General features: G+C 62.1%; 16 protein-coding genes. 13 read left to right on the top strand and 3 right to left on the bottom strand.

The window, feature by feature from the left end; translation table 11 throughout:
• The first annotated feature begins 48 nt into the window (after positions 1–48).
• The 8 genes from ACFO3S_RS16325 (at position 49) to infC (ending at position 8,943) form a co-directional block, all read left to right on the top strand.
• A complete protein-coding gene (locus ACFO3S_RS16325; protein WP_378098356.1) occupies positions 49–1,233 on the top strand; it encodes an acetyl-CoA C-acetyltransferase in 1,185 nt (394 codons plus the stop codon).
• A gap of 568 nt (positions 1,234–1,801) precedes the next feature.
• Positions 1,802–3,586 carry an acyl-CoA dehydrogenase family protein gene (locus tag ACFO3S_RS16320; RefSeq protein WP_378098353.1) on the top strand — a complete coding sequence of 595 codons (1,785 nt, stop codon included), beginning with the start codon at positions 1,802–1,804 and terminating at the stop codon, positions 3,584–3,586.
• A 37-nt stretch (positions 3,587–3,623) separates the two neighbouring features.
• Positions 3,624–4,046, top strand: a complete 423-nt coding sequence (locus tag ACFO3S_RS16315; protein ID WP_378098350.1) for a PaaI family thioesterase — start codon at positions 3,624–3,626, stop codon at positions 4,044–4,046.
• 115 nt (positions 4,047–4,161) lie between these two features.
• Positions 4,162–4,842: a YdeI/OmpD-associated family protein gene (locus ACFO3S_RS16310; protein WP_378098347.1), complete on the top strand. Its 681-nt coding sequence runs from the start codon at positions 4,162–4,164 to the stop codon at positions 4,840–4,842.
• Between the two features lie 541 nt (positions 4,843–5,383).
• Positions 5,384–5,992, top strand: a complete 609-nt coding sequence (locus ACFO3S_RS16305) for an ECF transporter S component (RefSeq protein ID WP_378098344.1) — start codon at positions 5,384–5,386, stop codon at positions 5,990–5,992.
• Positions 5,993–6,117: 125 nt separating this feature from the next.
• Complete coding sequence (locus tag ACFO3S_RS16300) at positions 6,118–7,689, top strand: ABC transporter ATP-binding protein (protein WP_378098642.1); 1,572 nt, start codon at positions 6,118–6,120, stop codon at positions 7,687–7,689.
• Entirely contained in the window at positions 7,643–8,434 is a 792-nt protein-coding gene (locus tag ACFO3S_RS16295; protein WP_378098341.1) for an energy-coupling factor transporter transmembrane component T family protein, read from the top strand. The genes ACFO3S_RS16300 and ACFO3S_RS16295 overlap by 47 nt, the downstream gene beginning before the upstream one ends.
• A 17-nt stretch (positions 8,435–8,451) precedes the next feature.
• Positions 8,452–8,943 carry a translation initiation factor IF-3 gene (gene infC / locus ACFO3S_RS16290; protein WP_378098338.1) on the top strand — a complete coding sequence of 164 codons (492 nt, stop codon included), beginning with the start codon at positions 8,452–8,454 and terminating at the stop codon, positions 8,941–8,943.
• Between the two features lie 81 nt (positions 8,944–9,024).
• On the opposite strand, the gene ACFO3S_RS16285 is transcribed toward infC, so the two are convergent.
• Together ACFO3S_RS16285 and ACFO3S_RS16280 are read right to left on the bottom strand one after the other, a co-directional pair.
• A complete protein-coding gene (locus tag ACFO3S_RS16285; RefSeq protein ID WP_378098640.1) occupies positions 9,025–9,933 on the bottom strand; it encodes a pseudouridine-5'-phosphate glycosidase in 909 nt (302 codons plus the stop codon).
• A gap of 8 nt (positions 9,934–9,941) precedes the next feature.
• On the bottom strand, positions 9,942–11,039 hold the full coding sequence (locus ACFO3S_RS16280) for a carbohydrate kinase (RefSeq protein WP_378098335.1): 1,098 nt from the start codon (positions 11,037–11,039) through the stop codon (positions 9,942–9,944).
• A 146-nt stretch (positions 11,040–11,185) separates the two neighbouring features.
• On the opposite strand from ACFO3S_RS16280, the gene ACFO3S_RS16275 reads away from it, so the two are divergent.
• Together ACFO3S_RS16275 and ACFO3S_RS16270 are read left to right on the top strand one after the other, a co-directional pair.
• Positions 11,186–12,295 (top strand): acyl-CoA dehydrogenase family protein, encoded by a 1,110-nt coding sequence (locus tag ACFO3S_RS16275; protein WP_378098332.1) that lies wholly within the window; start codon positions 11,186–11,188, stop codon positions 12,293–12,295.
• A gap of 95 nt (positions 12,296–12,390) precedes the next feature.
• A complete protein-coding gene (locus ACFO3S_RS16270; protein ID WP_378098329.1) occupies positions 12,391–13,380 on the top strand; it encodes an oxidoreductase in 990 nt (329 codons plus the stop codon).
• Here the strand turns inward: ACFO3S_RS16270 and ACFO3S_RS16265 are convergent.
• Positions 13,375–15,411 carry a molybdopterin-containing oxidoreductase family protein gene (locus ACFO3S_RS16265; protein ID WP_378098326.1) on the bottom strand — a complete coding sequence of 679 codons (2,037 nt, stop codon included), beginning with the start codon at positions 15,409–15,411 and terminating at the stop codon, positions 13,375–13,377. The two genes, ACFO3S_RS16270 and ACFO3S_RS16265, sit on opposite strands and share 6 nt — an antisense overlap.
• A 294-nt stretch (positions 15,412–15,705) precedes the next feature.
• Between ACFO3S_RS16265 and ACFO3S_RS16260 the strand changes: the two genes are divergently transcribed.
• The 3 genes from ACFO3S_RS16260 to tnpA form a co-directional block, all read left to right on the top strand.
• Complete coding sequence (locus ACFO3S_RS16260) at positions 15,706–15,906, top strand: cold-shock protein (protein ID WP_378098323.1); 201 nt, start codon at positions 15,706–15,708, stop codon at positions 15,904–15,906.
• Positions 15,907–16,268: 362 nt separating this feature from the next.
• Positions 16,269–17,528, top strand: coding sequence for an NAD(P)/FAD-dependent oxidoreductase (locus ACFO3S_RS16255; RefSeq protein ID WP_378098320.1), 1,260 nt, complete (start codon positions 16,269–16,271; stop codon positions 17,526–17,528).
• A 441-nt stretch (positions 17,529–17,969) separates the two neighbouring features.
• On the top strand, positions 17,970–18,193 hold a 224-nt coding region (gene tnpA / locus ACFO3S_RS16250), incomplete at its 3' end, for an IS200/IS605 family transposase (protein WP_378098317.1).

Raw genomic sequence — 18,193 nt, 5'->3', positions numbered from 1 at the left:
AAGGGCAATTCGCAGTGCAACTAACATTGCAGGGGAGTGAGCAAGGCGATGAGAGAGGCCGTAATCGTGACCGTCGCGCGCACCGCGGTGGGAAAGGCGAAGAAGGGCAGCCTGGCGCAGACGCGCGCCGACGACTTGGGCAAGGCGGTGCTGGAGGCGGTCGTCGAACGGACGCCCGGCTTGCGGAAGGAGGACGTCGAGGACGTCATCATCGGCTGCGCGATGCCGGAGGGCGAGCAGGGGCTGAACTTCGCGCGCATCATGTCGCTGTACGCGGGTTTTCCGAGCGAGGTGCCCGCGCTGACGATCAACCGCTTCTGCTCCTCCGGGCTGCAGGCGATCGCGTTCGCCGCCGAACGGATCATGCTCGGCCATGCCGACGCGATTATCGCCGGAGGAGTGGAGAGCATGAGCCATGTGCCGATGACCGGATTCAAAATCTCACCGAACCCGCGCATCGTCGAGGAAATGCCGCAAGTCTACATCGGCATGGGGCATACAGCGGAGAACGTCGCCGCCCGGTTCGGCTTGTCGCGCGACGATCAGGACGCGTTCGCGGCGAGATCGCATGCGAAGGCGGCGAAAGCGATCGCGGAGGGCAGGTTCAGGGACGAGATCGTGCCGGTGACGGTCGAGCGGAAAAGCGTAGACGACAAGGGCAGGCTGCGGACGGAGCGGCTGACGTTCGATACGGACGAAGGGGTTCGCGCCGATACGAACGTCGAAGCGCTGGGCAAGCTGAAGCCGTCGTTTAAGCTCGGCGGCACGGTGACGGCCGGCAACGCCTCGCAGATGAGCGACGGAGCAGCAGCGGCCGTCGTCATGAGCCGGGAGCGGGCGGACGCGCTCGGACTGAAGCCGCTCGCCGCCTTCCGTTCGTTCGCGTTGGCCGGCGTAGATCCCGACATCATGGGCGTCGGCCCGGTCAAGGCGATTCCGAAGGCGCTGAAGATGGCGGGCATCGGCATGGACGACGTCGCGCTGTTCGAAATTAACGAAGCGTTCGCCTCCCAATGCGTGCACATCATTCGCGAGTTGGGCATCGACGAGGAGAAGGTGAACGCGAACGGCGGCGCCATCGCGCTCGGGCATCCGCTCGGCTGCACGGGAACGAAGCTGACGGCGACGCTGCTCCACGAGCTGCGCCGCAGGGGCGGCGGCTACGGCGTCGTCTCGATGTGCATCGGCGGCGGGATGGGCGCGGCCGGCGTGTTCGAGGTGTACGCGGGATAGGCAGGGCGCGCGAAGGCCAAAAAAGTGCCTCGGTGCTGAGGCCTCGGCTTCGAGAAGGCCAAAAAAGTGCCTCGGTGCCTCGGTGCCGCGGCCCCGGCTCCGCGAAGGCCAAAAAAGTGCCTCGGTGCTGAGGCCCCGGCTCCGCGAAGGCCAAAAAAGTGCCTCGGTGCTGAGGCCCCGGCTCCGCGAAGGCCAAAAAAGTGCCTCGGTGCTGAGGCCCCGGCTTCGAGAAGGCCAAAAAAGTGCCTCGGTGCTGAGGCCCCGGCTCCGCGAAGGCCAAAAAAGTGCCTCGGTGCTGAGGCCCCGGCTCCGCGAAGGCCAAAAAAGTGCCTCGGTGCTGAGGCCCCGGCTCCGCGAAGGCCAAAAAAGTGCCTCGGTGCTGAGGCCCCGGCTTCGAGAAGGCCAAAAAAGTGCCTCGGTGCCGCGGCCCCGGCTCCGCGAAGGCCAAAAAAGTGCCTCGGTGCTGAGGCCCCTGCTCCAAGAGGGCCAAAAATGCCTAGAGGCTGCGGCCCCAGGAAGCAAGCCGGGCAGTCGCGTGTTCAGATCATTCGAGAAGGAGAGGAAAGCGATGAGCAAGGCGCTAAGCGGCAAGGTAATCGGCGGAAGCTTCGTCATCGAGGACATCGGCCCAGACCGCATCGTGACGCCGGAGGATTTCACCGAGGAGCAGCGGATGATCGCGCAGACGACCGAGGATTTCATCGCGGCCGAGATCGCGCCCCATGACGAAGCGATCGAGAAGCTGAACTACGAACTGACCGTCGCGAAGCTGCGGCAGGCGGGCGAGACCGGCCTGCTGGGCGCGGACGTGCCCGAAGCCTACGGCGGGCTCGGCCTGGACAAAGTCGGCACGACGCTGATCGGCGAGCGTTTCGCCAAGGCTTCCTCCTTCGCGCTGTCCGCCGGAGCGCATGTCGGCATCGGCACGCTGCCGATCGTCTACTTCGGCACCGAGGAGCAGAAGCGCAAGTATTTGCCGGAGCTGGCCTCGGGCCGGAAGCTGGCCGCTTACTGCTTGACGGAGCCGTCCTCCGGCTCGGACGCGCAGGGAGCGAAGACGACGGCAACGCCTTCGGACGACGGCAAGTTTTACGTGCTGAACGGCACGAAGCAGTTCATTACGAACGCCGGCTTCGCCGACCTTTTCATCGTGTACGCCAAGGTGAACGGAACCGACTTCAGCACGTTTATCGTCGAGCGGACGATGCCCGGCGTCAGCATCGGGCCGGAGGAGAGGAAGATGGGCATCAAGGGCTCGTCCACTTGCCCGCTTATTCTGGAGGACGTCAAGGTGCCGGCCGAAAACTTGCTGTGGGAAGTCGGCAAAGGCCATCTGATCGCCTTCAACATTTTGAACATCGGCCGTTTCAAGCTGGCTGCGGGAACGCTCGGAACCGCCAAGGAAGCGATCGGGCTGTCCGCCAAGTATGCCAACGAGCGCGTGCAGTTCGGCCGCCCGATCTCCTCGTTCCCGCTTATCGGCAAGAAGCTGGCGGAGATGAATATTCGCTCTTACGCGCTGGAGAGCATGGTGTACCGCACCGCCGGGCTGTTCGACGAAGGGCTGGCCGAGGTCGATCACGGCGCGGACAACGTCGGGCTTCAGGCGGCCAAGGCGATCGCAGAATACCAGCTCGAATGCTCGATCAACAAGGTATTCGGCTCGGAGGCGCTCGACTTCGTCGCTGACGAGGGCGTGCAGATCCATGGGGGCTACGGCTACATTCAGGAGTATCGCATCGAACGCATTTACCGGGACTCGCGCATTAACCGCATTTTCGAAGGGACGAACGAGATCAACCGGCTGCTCATTCCCGGAGCTTTAATCAAACGCGCTTTGAAGGGCGAGCTGCCGCTGCTGCAGAAGGCGACGGCGCTTCAGTCCGAACTGCTGGAGCCGATGCCGAGCCGGGAGTTCGGCGGGACGCTGGAGCAGGAGACGCATTTGCTGGCCATGGCCAAAAAGATATTTCTGATGGTCGGCGCCCAAGCGGTGCAGAAGTATCAGACGAAGCTGGACCGGGAGCAGGAGGTGCTCAGCCATCTGGGCGACATGCTGATCTCCGTGTTCGCGATGGAAAGCGCGCTGCTGCGCGCCCGCAAGCTGCTCGGCCGGAGCGGCGAAGCCAAAGCGGCCAACGCGATCGACATGACGACCGTTTTCGTCCACGAGGAGTTCGGCAAAGTCGAAGAGCGGGCTCGGGAGGCGCTGGCGGCGATGGAGTCGGGAGACCTGCTGCGGACGCAGCTGTCCATTCTGAAGAAGCTCGGACGCCGGGCGGCGGTCGATACGATCGGACTGAAGCGGCGGATCGCGGCCAAAGTGATCGAAACGGAAAAGTACGTCGTGTGAAGGCCCAATGGCAGACGCGGGAAAGGAGGACGAACGGATGGGGACCGATAAAGAAATTGAGCTGCCTCCCGAGATGGAACAGTGGAAGGCGAAGGCGGAGTCGACGTTCTGGGGCTGGGTCGGCTGCTCGTTCGAGCGGGTGGACGAACGGCGGATCGTGGTGTCTCTGGACGTGAAGCCCCACCATCTGAATTTGATCGGCATCCTTCACGGCGGGGTGCATGCGACGATGATCGATTCCGCGATGGGGCTTGCGGCGATGATCGCGCGTCCGGACGTCGGCGTCGTAACGACGCACCTGAACCTGAACTACGTCGCGCCTGTCGGAGCCGGCCGGATTTTCGTCGAAGCGGAAATCGCGCATCTGTCCCGCAAGACGGTGACGACGCAGGCGCGCGTCAGAACCGAGGAAGGCGAGCTGCTGGCGTTCGGGACGGGAACGTTTCGCCTGCTGGAGTAACGCCTCCAGCCCATCGGATGCTCTTGGCCGGGGCGGTTGGAGAAAGAATGAATCCGTCCGGGCGATTATCGGCTATAATGTTCGTACAAACGATAATCGCCTGGAGGATGAAACGATGTCGAAAACGATCGTGGATAAACTGAACTTGCGCAAATACGAGCGGGTCGCGATATTGGACCAGCCGGAAGGGCCGGATTATTTTACGGAATTGACGGGGTACGACACATCGCTCAAGGACGGCGGGTACGATCTGATCTTCTCCTTCGCGCTGGATATGGAGGCGATGAAAACCCTTGTCGGCCGCGTAATTGCCGAGCAAGCGCTGCGTCCGAACGGATATTTGTTCGTCGCCTATCCGAAGATGGGCAATAAAAAGTACGCGACTTCTATTCATCGGGACGAGCTGTTCCCGGGGCTCGGAGCCGACGAGGACGGGTATATCGCGGGAAGCGCCGTCAAGTTCGCGAGGATGGTCGGACTGGACGACACGTTTACCGTCGTCGGGTTCAAGGAAGACTCCAAGAGCAAGGGGGCGCCGTCGCCGCGCACGGCTCAGCCGAGCCAGAGGGTGGACGACTACGTAGAGCTGATCCCGAGCGTAGAGCAGGATTTGTCCGATTCTCCCGAGCTTCTGGCTTTCTACCGGTCGCTTACCCCGGGCTATCGCAAGGATTGGGCCCGCTACGTCTACAGCGCCAAGCAGGAGGAGACGCGGGAGAATCGGCGGCAGGAGATGAAAGCGATCCTCCAGGCCGGCTACAAAAGCCGCGAGCTCTATCGGCAGGCTGGGAAATAGGAGGAAAAATTCTTGGCGGACGGTAACGATCGCCGTCTTTTCGCTTTTCCAAGCTGTAAAAGAGGATTGAAACAAATCAACCGTCAAACGCATCCTGCATGGTCGAGGACGGCGGAAGCGGACCGGCGGATCGGCAATCGCATATTGCCAAAACCGTGCGCATGAGATAAGTTATAGATAATTGAATCGCAAAGAAACGGGTGCTTGATGAAGTCAGGCTGAGATTGCGGCCGTATGCCGCTGACCGTCGATCTGATCTGGGTAATGCCAGCGTAGAGACAACTTTGGTCGCGTATCTTCGGATGCCGTGCGCTAGCCTGCCCTGCTCGTAAGGGGCGGGCTTTTTTTACGTGATACGGGAAGGATCAAATTCGCTATCCTTTTCCGAATCACCTCCGACAAAAAAGCGATTCTGCGTCTAGAGGCCGCCGAAGGCGTTTTGGCTTGCGTTGTGCAAAGCCGGAAGGGGCCGGATCATGCGGTCGGTCGCCCGTTCAAGCGTTCAAGAAGCAACATCATTCTGGAGAGGGAGTGTCAGGTTATGGCGCAAGCCGGACAAGGGACGAAGTCCCGGGGATTGAAATTGACCGATATTCTGGTCACGATCGTGATCGCGGTCGTATTCGGCATTATCTACAAAATATGGGGGCCGATGTACGACGTCTTTAAGCCGCTCGGCCTGCATGCGGAGCAGCTGTCGTACGGCATGTGGTTTCTGGCCGGAACGTTCGCGTTCCTCGTCATCCGCAAGCCGGGCGTGGCGGTGCTGGCCGAAGTCGCGGCCGCAAGCGTGAGCGCGCTGCTCGGCAGCGAATGGGGGATCTCGACGCTATGGTACGGGCTGCTGCAAGGACTTGGGGCCGAGATCGTATTCGCGATTTTCCTGTACCGCAGTTTCTCGGTGTGGGTCGCCTCGCTGGCGGCCATCGGCGCGGCGGCCGGTTCGCTGGTGCTGGATTTCGGCTACAGCTACATCGAGCAGCTCACCGCGTGGAGCTATGCGCTGTTCATCGGACTGCGGCTGATCGGCAGCGTCGTTATCGCGGGCCTCTTCGCGTATTCCTTGGCCAAGGCGTTGGAGTTGACGGGCGTCACTAAGGTGCTGCGTCCCGCTTCGAAACAGGACTTCGACGCGCTTCACCGGGCATGACGGGGAACGCGTCAGCCGCGGGCAGCCCTGCGTCGAAGCCCGCGGCTGGCGCTTCGGCGCCGATCCGCACCGGCGCATCCGCACCGACGGCTCAGACGGCAGCTCCTCCGGAGCGGTCGCCTGCAATGCCGCTGCCCGATGCCGACGCGGCGTCCGTCTCCCGTCTGAAGCTGAAATTCCCCGGAGAGGACACCTTGCTGTTCCGGGGTCTATCCCTCGCTTTTCGCAAGGGGGAGCATACGCTGCTGCTCGGGCCGAGCGGTTGCGGCAAGTCGACGCTGCTCCAGGTGCTGAGCGGATTGATTCCCGGCTCGATCGAAGTGCCGATGATCGCGGACGAGACGATCGTGCCTGAGCGATGGGGATACGTCTTCCAGGACCCGGACACGCAGTTCTGCATGCCCTATGCGGACGAAGAGCTGGCCTTCGTGCTGGAGAATCTGCAGGTGCCGCGAGAGGAGATGCCGGATCGCATTTCCCGGCTCTTGCGGCAGGTCGGCCTGAGCCTGCCCGACCCGCACGCGCCGATCCAGACGTTCTCCCAGGGAATGAAGCAGCGGCTGGCGATCGCGTCTGCGCTGGCGACGGAGCCGGAGGTGCTGTTTCTGGACGAACCGACGGCGCTGCTCGACGAGGAAGGCACGGAGCAGGTGTGGCGGACGATCCGTTCGGTCGCGGACGGCATGACGCTGATCGCCGTCGAGCACAAAATCGAGGGAATCGCCGATCTGTTCGACCGGATCGTCGTTCTCGGGCCCGGCGGGGAGATCGTGGCGGACGGCGCGGCGGCGGACGTTTTCGCGCTTCATCGTTCCGACCTGATCCGTTACGGAATTTGGTATCCGGGCATCTGGGAGGATCGCGACCGGAAGCTCGGAAGACGGCCGGGCTCTCGGTTAAGGGATGTCGAACGGATGAAGACCGGGGAACGGACGATCCCCGCACCGCCGCGCGCGGAGAGAAGGGGGGCGGCCCGGAATTCGTCCGGACGTCCCGATGCCGCACGTTCGGGTCAGCCGATCGTCGAGCTTGAAGGCTATTGCGGGCTCAGAGGGGCGAAGCCGGTCATCGGGGTCGATCGCGCGGAGGTCTGGCCGGGAGACTGGATCGCCGTTATGGGCGGCAACGGAGCGGGCAAAAGCTCGCTCCTGCTGGCGATCATGCGCCTGATCAAGACGGAAGGGCTCTGCAAGGTGGCGGGACGGGAGCTTCGGAAGACGGAGCAAGTGGCCGAGTATGCGGCGTTTGTGTTCCAGAACCCGGAATTTCAATTCGTTACGCATACGGTCCGGGACGAGATCGAGTATTCGCTGCTCGTCGACGGAGTAGATGCGGGGGAGCGGAGAGAGAGAAGCGAACGTCTGATGGAGGAGCTGCAGCTGGCCGAATGCGCGAGCCGCCATCCCTATCAGCTGTCGATGGGACAGAAGAGACGGCTCAGCGTCGCTTCCGCGATCGTTCGCGGCCAGCGGCTGCTGCTGCTCGACGAGCCGACGTTCGGGCTAGACGCGCGGAACACGTTCGCCCTGCTGGCCCTGCTGGAACGCCTCCGGTCGGAAGGGATGGCGATCCTCATGGTGACGCACGATGCTCGCATCGCGGAACGTTATGGCTCGGGGATCTGGCGCGTCCGGGAAGGGAGGCTGACGGATGCAATTGACCTTTCCGCACCGGCGGACGTGGCTTCATCGCGTTAACCCTGTCGTGAAGCTCGCGCTGTTTTCTCTCTGGTTTTTCGCGGTCATTCTCATTCACGATTTCAGCGTCATGGCGAACGTGGCGGCCGGCTCCGTCCTCCTGCTCCTCTGGTCCGGGCACCCTTGGCGCAGACTGCTGCTGTACGCCTCTCCGTTCCTGCTCGTCTTCGTCTCCTCGACGACGGGGATGATGTTTTTCGGCAAAGGGGAGACGCCGTGGTTTTCGTGGGGCATCGTGAACATTACCGAGGAAAGCTTTTACCGCGGGCTGCATCTCGGCTTCCGGGCGCTGAGCATGGCTGCGGTCGGCCTGCTGTTCGGGCTGACGACGCGGCCGGTCGATCTGTTCTACGCGCTGATGCAGAAGGCGAAGCTGCCGCCGAAATACGCCTACAGCTTTCTCGCCGCGATGCGGATGCTCCCGATTCTCGCCGAAGAGTTCCAGACGCTGCGCCACGCGCTGAAGGTTCGGGGGATGAGGAAGCAGGGCAAGCTGAAGACGTTCTATCAGACGTGGCGCCGTTATGCGATTCCGCTGCTGGCGCAGAGCATCCGCCGGGCGCACCGGATTGCGGTCGCGATGGAGGCGAAGCGGTTTGCGGGGCAGGCGAGAAGAACCTATTATTATGATATCGGGTTCAGCTACCGGGATATCGTCTTCGGAGCGGCAACGGCGGCTCTGTTCGGGCTGTCGCTTGCGCTGGGAACCCAGTGGCCGTACGTCGGCATTGCCGATGTGCGATGAGCAAAGGGGATAAAGGCATGCTGATCATGAACGAGAAAATAAAAGCTTCCGAGGTGTGGCTGACGGGAGTGGACGGAGAGGATCTGGGCGTGGTCTCCAGAGACGAGGCTCTGGCTCTGGCGCGCGAGCTGAAGGCGGATCTGGTGTGCACCTCGCTGCTGAGCAGCCCGCCTCTGTGCAGACTGACGGCGCGAGGCACGGCCAAGCAGGCGGCCGCCAAGGAGAAGCAGCAGGAGCGCAAGGCCGCGCTGCCTCCGAAGGTGAAGGAAATCCGCCTGACGCCCCATATCGAGGATCACGACTACGAGACGAAGCGGCGCCAGGCGGAGAAGCTGCTCGCCTCCGGCGACGCGGTGCAGCTCGTCGTGAAAATTCAAGGCAAGGAAGGGCAGCGGGCGAAGGAGCTGCTCGAGCAATTGCTGAAGGACCTTGCGGAGGTCGGCCGCAAGGAGACCGGCATCCAGCTCAGCGGCAAACAAGCGGCCGTTCGTGTCAACCCCGTTCGCTAGGGGCTGTCCGGCGGCCGCTTGGCATGCGGCGGGGGGCGGTGAGGCAAGCGGCGGAGCCCGTCCGTCCCCCGCGATCGGGGATCAGGCTTTCAGCGCGACGGCGATCTGCGCCGCCACTTTGGCGTTATGGTAGACGAGCGCGATGTTCGTCTCCAGGCTGCGGCCGCCGGTCAGCTCCTTGATGCGGGCGAGCAGGAACGGAGTCACCTTCTTGCCGGTAATGTGCTGCTCTTTGGCCTCGCTTAGCGCCTGCTGAATGACGCCTTCGATCTCGGCCTGCGGAAGGGCGGATTCGGCCGGTACCGGGTTGGCGACGATGGCGCCGCCCTGCAAGCCGAGCTGCCATTTTTTCTTCAGCACGTCGGCCACCTGCGACGGCTCGTCGAGCCGGAAGTCGACGCCGTAGCCGCTCTCCCGGGCGTAGAACGACGGGAATTCGTCGGTCTTGTAGCCGATGACGGGCACGCCGTGCGTCTCCAAATATTCGAGCGTGCGGCCGATATCGAGAATCGACTTGGCCCCCGCGCAGACAACGGCGACGTTCGTCTGCGCCAGCTCGGTCAGGTCGGCCGAGACGTCCATCGTCGTTTCGCCCTCGCGGTGCACGCCGCCGATGCCGCCGGTCGCGAACACCTCGATGCCGGCCAGCGCCGCGCCGATCATCGTGGCAGCCACGGTCGTCGCGCCGATCTTGCCGGAGGACAGCAGATAAGGGAAGTCGCGGCGGCTGACTTTTTCTACGGAACGGGATGTGGCGAAAGCTTCCAGCTCCTGCTCGTTCAAGCCGATTTTGATGCGGCCGTCCATGATGCCGATCGTCGCCGGAACGGCTCCCTGCTCGCGGATGATCCGCTCGACGGTGCGGGCCATTTCGATATTTTGCGGATAGGGCATGCCGTGGGAGATGATCGTCGTCTCCAGGGCGACGATCGGCTTGCCGGAGGCGATCGCCTCGCGGACTTCGTCCGTGTAGGTCAAGTACTGGCTGATGGCGTTGTTCATGGGAATCTCTCCTCTATCGTTTGTTGGAGCGTCTGCTCGCTCAGGCGCGACGAGACCGATTCGTCGGTCTGCAAGGTCAGGTGGGAGGCGGCGAGTCCGAATCGGCAGGCCTCGCGGTAAGGACGGTCGTGCAGCAGGCCGTAAGCGACACCGGCGACGAAGGCGTCTCCGGCTCCCGTCACCTCGACGACGTCGGTCGGAATCGAGGCGATGCGCGCCGGCTCCCCGTCCGCAGAAGAATGGAAAACGCCCTGCTCTCCGACGGTAATGCAGACGTGGGCGACTCCGCGCTCGTGTATCGCCCGCGCCAGCTCCGCGCAGTCCGGCTCGTCCGAAGGGGCCGCTCCGGCCAGCTCGGCGGCTTCCTCCAGATTGGGGAAGATCGCGGTCACGCCGGTCAGGTCGGACGGCAGCTTCTTCGCTTTGCCGGAGGAGACCGGATCGATCAGCAGCGGCAGCGAGCCGTCGCGGCATCGGCTGACCAGCTCGGCGAGCGTCTCCGCCGGCAGGTTCGCGTCGGCGACGACAAGCTTGGATGAGGCGATGTGCGGCCATGTCTCCTGCAGGAGCTGGGGGGTGAAGCGGTCGTAGATTTCCATGTCGGCGTATGCGACGAACATTTCTCCGTCCGGATCGAGCAGGGCGGTGTACGTTCCGGTCTTCTCGCCGGCCAGTACCCGGGCAAGCGAGGTGTTGACGCCGGAAGCGGCCGTTTCCTTCAGTACCCACTGTCCGGCTTGGTCGTCTCCGACGACGGTCAGCAGGGAGACGGCGCAGCTCAGACGGGCCAAGTTCTCCGCGATATTGCGGGCAACGCCCCCGCTGGACGCAGCGACGACGGCCGGGTTGGAGGAGCCGGCGCGGATGCGCTGCTTGGCGGTCGCCTTGGTGTCCAGGTTGGCTCCGCCGATGCATATTACGGAATTCTCCTCCGCAGTGATATAGGCTCGTCCGCGAATGACGCCCCGCTTGGTCAGAGCCGCGATATAGCCGGCTACCGCGGAGCGGGAAATGCCGACGCTGGCGGCGATGTCGTTCTGCGAGATAAAAGGATTGTGGCGGATCAGGTCCATAATTTGGCGCTCGCGGTCCATTGTCCGATCCTCCTTTATTTCTAATGAAAACTGAAAGCAAGTTCATCATACACCCTAGATAAACTATTGTCCATAAAATAAACTTTTGTCCTCGAAGGGGCGGTTCGTCCCCAAAAGGGCGAGAGGAAGAAAAGAGGAACATCAACATGACAAAATCGGCAGCAGAAACGGGCGGGATAGCAGGCGAGATTACAGGCAGAATCCCGGAATCGCTTGCGCTGGCGGCCAAACGGTATGCGGACTTGCCCGAAGGAACCGCTCTGCCCTCGGACGTGCTTGCGGGCATCTATGAGGCCAAGCTGTTTAAGCTGTTCGTGCCGGTGGATTTGAACGGCTTGATGCTGCCGCTGCCCGAGGCGCTGCGCGTCTTCGCGGAGGCCTCCGCCATCGACGGGAGCTTCGGCTGGCTCGTGACGATCGGCTCGGGCGGCGGATTTTTCTCGGCGGCGCTGCCGCCGGCGCAGGCGCGAGAGCTGTTCGGCCCGGCGAACGCGGTTGTGGCCGGCAGCGGGCATCCGAACGGAGTCGCCCGTCCGGTCGAGGGAGGCTACCGGGTCAGCGGTCAGTGGCAATATTGCAGCGGCTCCACGTTCGCCAGCCTGTATACGGCGAACTGCCGCATCGACCGGGGCGCGGGAGCGGAGCCGGACATTCGGTCGTTCGCGTTTTTGCCCGAGCAGGTCCGCCTCGTCCGCGATTGGCGTTCGTTCGGCCTGAAAGGCACGGACAGCCATTCGATGGCGGTGGACGACGCGTTCGTGCCCGAAGAGCGCACCTTCAGTATTATGAGCACGCCCCACTACGACGATCCCATTTTCCGCTATCCGTTTCTGCCGTTCGCCCAGACGTCGTTCGCCGCCGTATGCCTCGGCATTGGCCGGCATTTGCTCGCGGAGTCCCGTTCGTTCGTCGCCGCCAAACGCGCCGAATGGGAGGCCGCCAAGCCGGGACGAGCCGATGGCGCGGAGCGCGCGATCTCCGAGCAGGAGGCGAAGCTGGAAGCGGACGCGGCCGGGTTTTACGAGACGGTGGAACGGACATGGGACGTCTTCCTCGCTTCCGGGGGAATGCCGGAGGCCGATCAGGAGGAGGTCGGACGGGCGTGCCGGCAGTTGGCCGGGGGCACATTAGCGTATGCGCATACGATTTTCCCCTTGCTCGGCATGGCCGTGCTGATGGAGGACCATCCGGTGAACCGCATTTGGCGGGATCTTCATACGGTCGCGCAGCACGCGGCGCTGGCCCCCCAGGCCTGAGCCGGTCTAACGGGCAAAAGCGGCGCCGCCGCTACCCGATCCCCCGAAGAAGGAGTAAACTGAAAGGGAAAGGCTAATCTCGGGAGGGGAAAAGCATGGATACTTTCAGAGCGCTGGTCGTGAATCGTACGCAAGACGGGAGCCATGAATGCGAGGTCGGTCTGCTTAAGAATGAGCAGCTTCCGCAAGGGGAGCTGCTGGTGCGCGTGGCTTACTCCAGCCTGAACTACAAGGACGCTCTGGCCGCAGCGCCCGACGGCAACATCGTGAAAGGCTACCCGTTCGTTCCCGGCATTGATCTGGCGGGCACCGTCGTCTCCAGCGAGGACGGCCGCTATCGGGAAGGGGATGCGATTCTGGCGACGGGCTACGGGCTTGGGGTTGCCCATTACGGCGGATACGCCGAGTATGCCCGCATCCCGGCCGACTGGGCGATTCCGCTGCCGGACGGATTAACGCTCAAGGAAGCGATGATCTACGGGACGGCGGGCTTCACGGCGGCGCTGTCGGTTCGGGCGCTGCAGGACAACGGCGTCGTCCCGGAAGGCGGGCCGGTGCTGGTCACCGGAGCAACCGGCGGCGTAGGCAGCGTTGCGACGGCGGTTCTGGCGAAGCTCGGCTACGAGGTGACGGCCAGCACAGGCAAGCCGGAGGCGAAGGAGGAGCTGCTCGGACTCGGAGCGCGAAGCGTGATCGATCGGGCCGAGCTGACGCCGGCGTCTCTCCGCCCGTTGGACAAGCAGCGGTGGTCCGGCGTCGTCGATTGCGTGGGCGGCCGATCGCTTGCTGCGATATTGGCCGGCGTGAAATACGGCGGTACGGTCGCCGCCAGCGGGCTGACGGGAGGAACGGATCTTCCGGCCACCGTATTCCCGTTTATTCTTCGCGGCGTGCGTCTGATCGGCATCGACTCGGTGTTCGTTCCGCTGCCGGCCAGACGGCGGACGTGGGAGCTGCTGGCGTCCGAATACCGCCCGGCCAAGCTGCACGAGCTGTCGTCGGAAATCCCGCTCGAAGGCGTTCCCGCGGCGATGGCCGCCATGCTCGCCGGCAAGTCTCGCGGCCGAATCGTCGTTAAGCTATAGCTTCTCGACCTCGACCCGCGTGGAGAAGAAGGTCGCCCCGCCGCCCAGATCGGCCAGCCGCTGCGAGGTCAGCGCGTTGACGGCCTGAACGCCGTCGTTGCCGTGCTCCCACCACAAGCCTTGCGTGACGAGTACGCCCGGCAGCACGGTATCCGCGACCTTCGCCTTCAGGCGAACCTCGCCGCGCCCGTTCCACATTCGCACCGAATCGCCGTGCGAGATGCCCCGGGCGGCGGCGTCTTCGGCGTTCATATCGACGGCCGGCTCCTTCTCCAGCTTCTTCAGCCGGTCCTGATTGCCGAACGTGGAATTGATGAAGCTGTGGTTCGGCCCGGTCACAAGCAGGAACGGATAATCCGCCGGCTCCCGAAGCGGCGTATATTCCGGCACGGGCGGCAGGCCCGCGCTTTGCATCCGGTCCGAGAACAGCTCGATTTTGCCGGAGGGCGTCGGAATACGCTCCGGAACGAGCGACGGCCGGCCCAGCTTCATTTTCACCGAACCTTCCCGCTTCAGCTCCTCGTAGGTCAGACCGTCCAGGTACGGGCTCTCGTATTCCAATGCCTCGCGAATCATCTGTTCCTCGGTAAGCTCGAACGTCTCCGGCTCGAACCCCATGCGCAGCCCAAGCTCCTTAAACAGCGTGAAGTTGGACTTGCATTCCCCCATCGGCTCCAGAATCGGCTCATGAAGCTGCAAGTGCAGATGCCAATAAGAGGAGAACAAATCCAGATTCTCGAAATGGCTCGTCGCCGGAAGCACGAGATCGGCATACTTGCAAGTGTCGGTCAGAAACAGGTCGTGCGTTACGGTGAACAGATCGTTCCGCATCAGTCCTTGGCGCACCCGATTCTGGTCGGGCGCGACGACCGCGGGATTGCTGTTGTAGACGAACAGCACGTCGACGGACGGCTTCGATTCGAGCAGCGCTTCGCCGAGCCGGTTCATGTTGATCGAGCGGACGCTGCGGTCCGGCAGCAGGTCCGGCCGTTCCAGCTTATAGGCGTTAACGGCGGAATAATGGCTGTTGCCCTTGATCGCTCCGCCTCCGGGAACGCCCCATTGGCCGGTTAGAGCGGGCAGGCAGGCGATCGTGCGGATCGCCATGCCGCCGTTGTCGTGGTGCTGAAGGCCGTTGCCGATGCGGATGAACGAAGGGGTCGTCCCCGCGTATTCGCGGGCGAGCCGGACGACCGTCTCTGCGGGAACGCCGGTCACAGCCGCCACCCGCTCCGGCGGGTAGTTCTCCGCCTGGGCGGCAAGCTCCTCGAACCCTTTCGTATACTCCGCGATAAACCGCTCGTCCGTCCGCTTTTCTTTGATCAGCACATGCATCATTCCGAGCGCCAGAGCCGTATCGGTTCCCGGCAGAATCGCCACGAATTCGTCGGCCCAAGCCGAGGTGCGGTTGCGGTGCACGTCGATGTGAACGATTTTCGCTCCGCGCTTGCGGGCTTCGGTCAGGTACATCGCTTGGTGCATGTTGGTCGATACGAGATTGCAGCCCCAAATCAGGGCATACTTCGTATGGATCGTCGTCTCGGGATCGGTGCCCGCGGACGCGCCCATCGTATAGCCGTAGCCCGCCGATCCCGCCGCGTTGCAGATCGTCCGCTCCAGCCGGCTGGCGCCGAGCCGATGGAAAAAGCGGCGATCCATTCCCTCGGCGTTCAGGATGCCCATGTTGCCGTAAAAGCTGTAGGGCAGAATCGATTCCGCTCCCTTGGAGGCGACGGCGGCGTTCAGCCTGGCGACGATCTCGTCGTAGGCTTCGTCCCAGGTGATCCGCTCGAACTCGAGCGTCCCCTTGGGGCCGGTTCTGCGCAGCGGATGCAGCACGCGGTCGGGATGGTACACGCGCTCGCGCAAATGCCGGACTTTGTTGCAGATCGCGCCCCGCGTGACTGGGTGATCGGGATTTCCGTCTATGGATACGATGGCGTTGTTTTCAAGAGTCACGTGGAGGCTGCACGTGTCGGGACAATCGAACGGACAGACCGATCGTACGATTTTTTTCTCCGTTGCGAACATGTTCACTTCAACTCCATTCCCTATCCAGTATAGCTCATAACGGCCGCGTTGCGGGAGCGAGGAATCGCCCGGCTGACTTATAGAATGAATGAAACCGGGACATACTAAGTTCAGACAGAAGAATAAGTTGCTTTTTGCATGGGAACCTGTTATAGTGAAGACTATCGAAATCGTGACCTGAATTCACAAAATGGAAAGGGTTATCATTTTGAAGTTAACCCTGCCGTTTTGTGAATTTTTTATTCGTATGAATAAAAAAGTTCATGAGGCAATCGTTATTTGGAGGTGAAATACATGCAAGAGGGTACAGTGAAATGGTTCAACGCTGACAAAGGCTTCGGATTCATCGAAGTTGAAGGCGGCAACGACGTATTCGTGCACTTCAGCGCGATCACGGGCGACGGCTTCAAAACGTTGGACGAAGGCCAACGCGTTCAATTCAACGTGGTTCAAGGCAACCGCGGACCGCAAGCGGAAAACGTAGTTAAGCTGTAAGCATAACGCGTTTGGAAGAGACCGTTCCTCGAATCGGCTATGCCGATCGGAGGAGCGGTCTCTTTTTGTTAAGTCTGAATCACCTCCGGCATAAAACGTGACCCCGCCGATCTCAAGGACGGCGGGATCCGTTTATGCTTGGGCGATTGGCGGTTTGCGGTTGAGGTTGAGGCTTCGGTTGGCCGGAACGGATGTCGACCGCAACCGGGCATGCAGGCCTATTCCTTTGCGGGTGAAATCGCGTTATTCAGTGACGGTCTTGGTGACGGCCGTAACTGGTCATATGACAAACGCAGAGGATACGATGGGAGGAGATCATTTTCCGTCCCTGGGGGGACGGAGCGAACAGGAGAGAAACAGGGATGAAATATGATGCGATTGTGGTCGGAGCCCGCGTAGCGGGCTCCTGTCTGGCCTACGGGCTGGCCAAAGCGGGCTACAGGGTGCTGCTGCTGGACCGGACGGTTTTTCCAAGCGATACGCTGTCGACGCATAACATGTTCAGCAACTCGCTGGCCATGCTGCGGGAGATGGGCGTATTGGAGGAGCTGTTGAAGACGGACACGCCTCTCTATGACAGAGGACATATCGATATCGACGGGGCGGTCATCGACGGTCGGTTCCCCGAGACGAACGGCATTCAAGGCTGTCTGTGCGTACGCCGCAAGTATTTGGACCGGATTCTGTTCGAGAAGGCTAAGAGCCAACCAGGGGTAACGGCGATCGAGGGCTTCAAGGTCACCTCTCTGCTCCGAAGCGACGGCGCGGTCGCGGGCGTGCAGGGCAAACGGCGGGACGGGCTGGGACGAACGGAAAGGTTCGAGGCCCGGATCGTCGTCGGCGCGGACGGCAGGCGTTCAAGGGTGAGAGAGTGGGCCGGAAGCGAGCGCAAAATCTCGCTTCCGACCGATTTCGCCTCCTACGTGGGATACGTGACCGGCTTCCGGCAGGAAGGCGATACGCATGTGGAGTTTTACAAAAACGGCGATAAGCTGGCGATCGTCTTTCCGACCAGCGACAGGCAATTCGTCGTCGGGGGGATGTTCCCGCTGAACGATCTCCCTCGCCTGGAACGCTTCCGTTCGAATCCGCAGGCCGGCTTCCGGGAGTTGATCGAGGAAGGCTTCGGACATACGACGCTGGCGGAGAGGTTCCGGAGCGTCAAATTCGTCGAGCCGATTCGCGGCCTGCACGGCTACGACAACGACTGGTACGTCGGAATGGGAGAAGGCTGGGCGCTGCTGGGCGATGCGCTTACGTTCAAGGATCCGGCCGTCGGGCAAGGGATGCATGACGCGATCTTCGGCGCGCGGCTGCTGACGGATATTCTCTCGCGGTATCCCGCGGATCAGTGGAGAACTCATGCGGCGTCGATGGGCGAGGCCTACCAGTCGGCGATGGAGGAGAAGCTGATGTCCCGCTTCTGGATCGGCTGCCAGTTTACGAAGAACGTTCCCGTGCCCAAGGAAACGTTGGATGCTTACCGCCTGGTCGGTACGGACCCGAGAGCGACGGAGACGTTCCTCGGCATGTATAACTATGCCAGCGAGCCGGAGGATCTGCAGGCGGAGATCGGCCGACTGATCGCGTCCGCCCCGGGCGGCGCTACGGCGCAGGCGTAACCGAGAAGGAAGAGGCATGCCCCTCCGTCGTCGAGGGGGCATGCCTCTTTGATTCTCTTCGTCGCCAGTTTCCGTCCCCGAGCTCTTGCGCTGCCTTCCGGTCGAAGGCGAAGAAAGTCGAATGATCCTCCGCTCCAGCTCCGCCCGTTCTTTCTTTTCGGGAAGCGGCAATTGTAACCTTTGGCTCCGCTTTTACGTCTATCCTACAGTACGGCATGCCCAACGGACATGCGGCCGGCTTCAGGCCGATTCCCTCGAATAGCCCGGACGCCCGGACGAGACCGGTTGCGCGCGCAGCCGGGTTTTTTATTGTCTAAGAAAACCCCCAGTTCGACTGGGGGTTCAGGAAAGCTTATAGCTATGAGTAAAAATCCCTTGACCTTTATGATAAGATGGTAGCCGGTCTGCCAACCGCACCATCAAATCAAGGAGGACAAGGGAATGGATAAGAGCAGTCTAGCACATACGCGCTGGAACTGCAAATACCATATTGTATTTGCACCAAAGTATAGACGGCAAGTGATCTACGGGAAGTTGAAGCGAGAAATTGGGAAAATCATTCGAGAATTATGTGAGCGCAAAGGTGTAGAGATCCACGAAGCAGAAGCGTGTCCAGATCATATTCATATGTTGGTGAGTATTCCACCAAAGTTGAGTGTGTCGGA

The organism is Cohnella hongkongensis (genome assembly GCF_042654645.1).
GTDB classification, from domain to species: domain Bacteria; phylum Bacillota; class Bacilli; order Paenibacillales; family Paenibacillaceae; genus Cohnella; species Cohnella hongkongensis.
This window is presented reverse-complemented; position numbering and strand designations above follow the sequence as displayed.

Coding starts and splice junctions, on each gene's coding strand:
- ACFO3S_RS16325 (WP_378098356.1), top strand. CDS start 49: ATGAGAGAGGCCGTAATCGTGACCGTCGCGCGCACCGCGGTGGGAAAG.
- ACFO3S_RS16320 (WP_378098353.1), top strand. CDS start 1,802: ATGAGCAAGGCGCTAAGCGGCAAGGTAATCGGCGGAAGCTTCGTCATC.
- ACFO3S_RS16315 (WP_378098350.1), top strand. CDS start 3,624: ATGGGGACCGATAAAGAAATTGAGCTGCCTCCCGAGATGGAACAGTGG.
- ACFO3S_RS16310 (WP_378098347.1), top strand. CDS start 4,162: ATGTCGAAAACGATCGTGGATAAACTGAACTTGCGCAAATACGAGCGG.
- ACFO3S_RS16305 (WP_378098344.1), top strand. CDS start 5,384: ATGGCGCAAGCCGGACAAGGGACGAAGTCCCGGGGATTGAAATTGACC.
- ACFO3S_RS16300 (WP_378098642.1), top strand. CDS start 6,118: ATGCCGCTGCCCGATGCCGACGCGGCGTCCGTCTCCCGTCTGAAGCTG.
- ACFO3S_RS16295 (WP_378098341.1), top strand. CDS start 7,643: ATGCAATTGACCTTTCCGCACCGGCGGACGTGGCTTCATCGCGTTAAC.
- infC (WP_378098338.1), top strand. CDS start 8,452: ATGCTGATCATGAACGAGAAAATAAAAGCTTCCGAGGTGTGGCTGACG.
- ACFO3S_RS16280 (WP_378098335.1), bottom strand. CDS start 11,039: ATGGACCGCGAGCGCCAAATTATGGACCTGATCCGCCACAATCCTTTT.
- ACFO3S_RS16275 (WP_378098332.1), top strand. CDS start 11,186: ATGACAAAATCGGCAGCAGAAACGGGCGGGATAGCAGGCGAGATTACA.
- ACFO3S_RS16270 (WP_378098329.1), top strand. CDS start 12,391: ATGGATACTTTCAGAGCGCTGGTCGTGAATCGTACGCAAGACGGGAGC.
- ACFO3S_RS16265 (WP_378098326.1), bottom strand. CDS start 15,411: ATGTTCGCAACGGAGAAAAAAATCGTACGATCGGTCTGTCCGTTCGAT.
- ACFO3S_RS16260 (WP_378098323.1), top strand. CDS start 15,706: ATGCAAGAGGGTACAGTGAAATGGTTCAACGCTGACAAAGGCTTCGGA.
- ACFO3S_RS16255 (WP_378098320.1), top strand. CDS start 16,269: ATGAAATATGATGCGATTGTGGTCGGAGCCCGCGTAGCGGGCTCCTGT.